5 protein-coding genes are annotated in these 5,413 nt (G+C 68.5%); 3 read left to right on the forward strand and 2 right to left on the reverse strand.

Going from position 1 to position 5,413, the window contains the following annotated elements:
* Window positions 1-163: 163 nt before the first annotated feature.
* Window positions 164-1,078: a dihydrodipicolinate synthase family protein gene (locus tag ASC98_RS23015; protein WP_056814105.1), complete on the reverse strand. Its 915-nt coding sequence runs from the start codon at window positions 1,076-1,078 to the stop codon at window positions 164-166.
* Between the two features lie 114 nt (window positions 1,079-1,192).
* Between ASC98_RS23015 and ASC98_RS23020 the strand changes: the two genes are divergently transcribed.
* The gene (locus ASC98_RS23020) at window positions 1,193-2,431 is read left to right on the forward strand and encodes a hypothetical protein (RefSeq protein ID WP_056814108.1); all 1,239 of its coding nucleotides are present in this window, start codon (window positions 1,193-1,195) and stop codon (window positions 2,429-2,431) included.
* Between the two features lie 4 nt (window positions 2,432-2,435).
* On the opposite strand, the gene ASC98_RS23025 is transcribed toward ASC98_RS23020, so the two are convergent.
* Window positions 2,436-3,458: an aldo/keto reductase gene (locus ASC98_RS23025; protein ID WP_056814113.1), complete on the reverse strand. Its 1,023-nt coding sequence runs from the start codon at window positions 3,456-3,458 to the stop codon at window positions 2,436-2,438.
* A 143-nt stretch (window positions 3,459-3,601) separates the two neighbouring features.
* Here ASC98_RS23025 and ASC98_RS23030 point away from each other — a divergent pair, with 143 nt between their 5' ends.
* Complete coding sequence (locus ASC98_RS23030; protein WP_056814111.1) at window positions 3,602-3,955, forward strand: hypothetical protein; 354 nt, start codon at window positions 3,602-3,604, stop codon at window positions 3,953-3,955.
* Window positions 3,956-4,030: 75 nt separating this feature from the next.
* Window positions 4,031-5,239 carry a glycosyltransferase family 4 protein gene (locus ASC98_RS23035; RefSeq protein ID WP_056814115.1) on the forward strand — a complete coding sequence of 403 codons (1,209 nt, stop codon included), beginning with the start codon at window positions 4,031-4,033 and terminating at the stop codon, window positions 5,237-5,239.
* Window positions 5,240-5,413 lie beyond the last annotated feature (174 nt).

Consider the following 5,413-nt stretch of genomic DNA (forward strand, 5'->3'; position numbering starts at 1 on the left):
GGTCGACTGGACCGGCGAGCAGTACATCACCTGGAGCGTGATGTCGGCGCGCAACCATGGCGCGGAGGCGCAGCGGCTGAAGACGTTCTCGGATTGGGCCAACCGGATGTGGCCGAACTGATCGACGATCCCCGGATGAAGCGGGGCGCCATCCGGGACCGCATCAAGCCCAGCGCAGCACCAGCGGATCCAGCCGTCGCGCCGCGTCGAGCAAGCCGGCGCGTGTCGCCGGGTGCATCGGCGGGTAGGGATGCCGCGGCGCATCGCATGCGATCACGCCGCCTTCCTTCATCAGCGCCTTTGCGCTCAGGAAGCCGCCCTGGCGGTTCTCGAAGTTGATCAGCGGCAGCCACTTCGCATAGGCCGCGACCGCCGCTTCGCGGTCGCCCGCCGTGAAGGCATCGACGATCTGCCGGATGCCGTCGGGGAAGCCGCCGCCGGTCATCGCGCCGGTCGCGCCGGCATCCAGGTCGGCCAGCAGCGTGATCGCCTCCTCGCCGTCCCACGGGCCTTCGATCGCATCGCCGCCCAGCGCGATCAGGTCGCGCAGCTTCGCGGCGGCCTGCGGCACCTCGATCTTGAAGTAGCGCACGTTCGCGGTCTCGCGCGCGAGCCGCGCCAGCGTCGCAGCGCTCAGCGTGGTGCCGCTGACGGGTGCGTCCTGCACCATGATCGGAATCGTCAGCGCCTCGGACAGCCGCGAGAAGAACTCGATGCTCTGCCCCTCCGGCACGCGCAGCGTCGCGCCGTGGTACGGCGGCATCGCCATCACCATCGCCGCGCCTTGCTGCTGCGCCCGCAGGCTGCGCTCGATGCAAAGCCGGGTGCTGAAGTGCGTGGTGGTCACGATCACCGGCACGCGGCCGGCGACGTGTTCGAGGATCGTCTTCGTCAGCAGTTCGCGCTCGGCATCGGCGATGACGAACTGCTCGGAGAAGTTCGCGAGGATGCACAGCCCGGTCGAACCGGTATCGATCATGAAATCGACGCAGCGCTTCTGGCTCAGCAGGTCGAGCTCGCCGCTGTCGGTGAAGGTGGTGGGCACCACCGGGAACACGCCCTGGTATCGCGCGGTCATGGCTGGATCCTCGTGCAGTAACGGATGCAGGAGTAGATCACTTTCGCATCTGCACTCTCGCATCTGCACTCGCATTTGCCAAAAGGGATCGCGGGGCTGTTCCAATCGCCCCCCATGACATGGCTGATCGCTCTCTCGCTGCTCGTGCTGGCCAACGTCTGGGCCACCCGCCGGGTGCTGCGCACCGACGGACTCGATGGCCGCCGCGGCTGGCTGATCGCCGGCGTCTGGATACTTCCGTTCGTGGGTGCGTTGATCATGCGCACGCACCTGCCGGCCGGGCATCCGGATGCCTTGCCCGATGAACCGCTGGCGGGCGCGCGCAACGAGGCCGCTCCTGTGCAGCTCGATGCGCCCGGCGTGCCGGCATTCGTGTTGCAGGAGCACATGGGCCTCGTCAACGGCCTGCCGTTCATGGACTGGCACGCCGCTCGCGCGTGGATCGACGGCATCGCCGGCGAGGCCGAGCGGCAAAGCGCCACCGAACAGGCGCAACGCGCCTGGCTGCTGCACCTGCGCGATGCCTTCGGCGACCACTTCCGGTTGCACGAGACGGCACAGGCCTGGGTGCTGTCGTCGCTGGAGAGCCGCGTGGTGCTGGCCACGGCTGACTACGTTGCACGCACGCGGGAACGCGTCGCGCGCGTTCTCGGACGCCTGGCCGACCAGGCCGCGCAGCAGCGCAGCATCGTGCTGGTGATGGACCACGACGAGGACTACTACGCCTACGTCGCCTGCTACTACCCCGACACCCCCGCGGAGGGCGAAGTCTTCGCGTTCAGCGGCGGCATGTTCGTGCACGCGGGTTGCCCGCACTTCCTCGTCAAGCGGGCCGACCTGACGGCCATCGAGCCGGTGATCGCGCACGAGATGACGCACAGCGCGCTCGCGCACCTGCGCCTGCCGACCTGGCTGGACGAAGGACTGGCCGTCAACACCGAGCACCGCCTGACCGGCACGCCGCGCCTGATCTACACGCCGCACGAGCTCCAGCGCATGCACGAGCGCTTCTGGGGCCAGGCCGAGGTACAGCAGTTCTGGTCAGGCCGCTCGTTCCATCGGCCCGATGACGGCAACCTGCTCTCGTACGAATTGGCGCGCATCCTGGTGCAGCAGTTGTCACGCGACTGGCCGTCGTTCGAACGCTTCGTGCTGGCCGTGAGCCAGGACGACGATGCCGGCGCCCGGGCGGCGCGCGAGGTGCTGGGCATCGAACTCGGCGGCTCGGTGGCCGCGCTGATGCAGAAGCCGCAAGCCCTGGGCTGGTCGCCCGAGCCGACGCGCTGGGATGGACCGGCGCGCACCGGTTCGGCCGACGAGGACGTCGAGGCCGGCGTGGCGACGCCGGCCTGACGCATCACACCGCTGGCGGATTGCGTTCGAAGCTGGCCTGGTGCCAGTACGGGTAGGGCCGGGTCACCGTGCTGGCCTCGTCGAGCTGCTTCATCTGCGCTTGGCTCAGCGACCAGCCGATCGCGCCGAGGTTGTCGCGCAATTGCGCTTCATCGCGCGCGCCGATGATCACGTTCGCGACCGTCGGTCGCTGCAGCAGCCAGTTCAGCGCGATCTGCGGCACGCTCTTGCCGGTCTCCTTCGCGACCGCGTCGATCGCGTCCATCACGCGGAACAGCTGCTCGTCGGGCACCGGCGGACCGAACTCGGCGGTCTTGTGCAGCCGGCTCTGTGCCGGCAGCCCGGTGCCGCGGCGGATCTTGCCGGTCAGGCGGCCCCAGCCGAGCGGGCTCCAGACGACGGCGCCGACGCCCTGGTCGAGCGCCAGCGGCATCAGCTCCCATTCGTAGTCGCGGCCGATCAGCGAGTAGTAGGCCTGGTGCGCGACGTAGCGCGAAATGCCCAGGCGTTCCGACGCGGCCAGCGACTTCATCAGGTGCCAGCCGGAGAAGTTCGACACGCCGAGGTAGCGGATCTTGCCGGCGCGCACCAGGTCGTCGAGCGTGCGCAGCGTTTCTTCGACCGGCGTCTGCGCATCGAAGCCGTGCAGCTGGAAGAGGTCGATGTAGTCGGTGCCGAGCCGCTTCAGCGAGGCGTGAACTGCATCGAGCAAATGGTGGCGCGACGAGCCGACGTCGTTCGGCCCGGTGCCGAGGCGGAAGGTGGCCTTGGTCGAGACGATGACCTTGTCGCGCCGGCCGGCCATCGCCTGGCCGAGCACGGTTTCGGCCGCGCCGGCGGAGTACACGTCGGCGCTGTCGAACATGTTGAGGCCGGCCTCGAGGCAGATGTCGAGCAGGCGGCGCGCGCCGTCGGCATCGGTCTTGCCCCAGGCGCTGAAGAACTCGCCGCCGCCGCCGAAGGTGCCGGTGCCGAGGCTGAGGACGGGGACCTTGAAGCCGCTTGAGCCGAGTCTGCGATGTTCCATGCGAATCTCCATCGGGTGGTGTGCGGGGAAGGCTCCGATTGTTGACGATCCGGTACATGCATACCTTCTGCACAGTTGATTTCTAGACTCGCCCGAACGACGCCATCTTGCAGTGCAACCCACGGGGTCGGAAAGGGCTGGAAATGAAAGACTGGACGCAGCTGTTTGCAGCGGTGTCGCTGTGCGTTTCGTTGGCGGTCGTGAAGGCGATGGGCGTCGTGATGGACGCATTCGTGCTGCACGTCGAACGGCGGGCCGAGCGGATGTACCTGCAGGCCCAGGGCCTGGCCCTGAGCCTGGCGCGCGCCTACCTTCGGCACATCAAGCCGAACGTCGACCCGCATTGCCCTGCATGCCGCAGCGGTGTGCAGGTGGCCGAGCGGGCCGTGGCGGTGCCCGGCAAACCGATCGCGGCGGTGGTGGACGTGAGCTGCCGGTGCGGGCTGTGCAATTCGCGCTTCGGCATGCCGGGGCGGGATGAAGACGAACTGAACTAGCGGTCGATCTCCTTGCAGAATGACGAACGCGTCGCCGCACGCATCCCGAGCGGCGCAATCGACAAGGACAATGAGATGCGCCTGCTTGTGATCCACCAGAACTTCCCCGGCCAGTTCGGCCACCTCGTGACGGCGTGGTCGCGCCGCCCGGGCTGGGACGTGCGGGCGCTGGGCCGCGAGACGGCGCCGGGGCTGCCCGGTTTCGACGGCTTGGTGCGCTACAAGCTGGCACGCGCGCCGCATGCGCAGCAGCACGGCTACCTGCGGCAGATGGAATCGGCGACGCTGCACGGGCAGGCCACCGCCCGCGCGATGCTGAAGCTGCAGCACGACGGCTTCACGCCCGACGTGATCCTCGCGCACCCCGGCTGGGGCGAGACGCTGTACGCGAAGGATGTGTTCCCGACTGCGCGGCTGGTGCACCTGTGCGAGTGGTACTACGACGCCGACGACGCCGACCTCGGCTTCGACCCGGAGTTTCCGCTCAGCTTCGATGATCGCGCCCGCGTGCGCACCTGGAATGCGCTGCACACGCTGAACCTGACGAACTGCGATGCGGCCGTCAGCCCGACGCACTGGCAGCGCAGCCGGCACCCGGAGATCTTCCTGCCGAAGATAGGCGTGCAGCACGAGGGCATCGACACCGAAGGCCTGGCGCCCGATGCGAACGCCGCGGTCAAGACGCGCAGCGGCGCGGTGCTGAAGGCCGGCGACCCGGTCGTCACCTACGTGGCGCGCAACCTGGAACCGTACCGCGGCTTCCACGTCTTCATGCGCGCGCTGGAGCGCATCCAGAAGCAGCACAAGAGCTGCCATGCGTTGATCGTCGGCGGCGACGGCGTGAGCTATGGCAAGCGCACACGCGACGCGACCAACTGGCGCGAGAAGATGCTGGCCGAGGTGAAGCTCGACCCCGAGCGCACGCATTTCACCGGCAAGCTGCCGCGCGCGCAGTACCTGCGGGTGCTGCAGGTGTCGGCGGCGCACGTGTACCTGACGTATCCGTTCGTGCTGAGCTGGTCGCTGCTGGAGGCGATGGCCTGCGGCGTGCCCATCGTGGCGTCGGACACCGCACCGGTGCGCGAGGTGATCCGCGACGGCGAGAACGGACGGTTGGTGCCGTTCTTCGAGCCGGCGGCGGTGGCCGATGCGGTGCTGGCCGGGCTGGAATCGCCGGCAGCGTGGCAACCGCTGCGCGAGCGCGCGAGGTTCGATGCGCAGGCCTACAGCCTGGCGGCCGGGCTGACCGGGCATGAGCGATTGCTGCAAGGAGAGAGGGGATAGAAGCATGCCCCCTTGGCCGGTGGCGCGCTGGTAGCAGCGCCTTTGTGGCCCAGGAGGCGGCGCGGGAGCGCTGACCGGTAGGTTCTATGTCGCGCGTCAAGCCTTTCCGACGAGGAGAGGATTGAAAAGCTGGTCGGAGCGCCAGAGGCAGAAGGCGATGCGCAGGAGCTTGCG

Origin of the sequence: Rhizobacter sp. Root1238, from assembly GCF_001425825.1 — a bacterium.
Lineage (GTDB): Bacteria > Pseudomonadota > Gammaproteobacteria > Burkholderiales > Burkholderiaceae_C > Rhizobacter.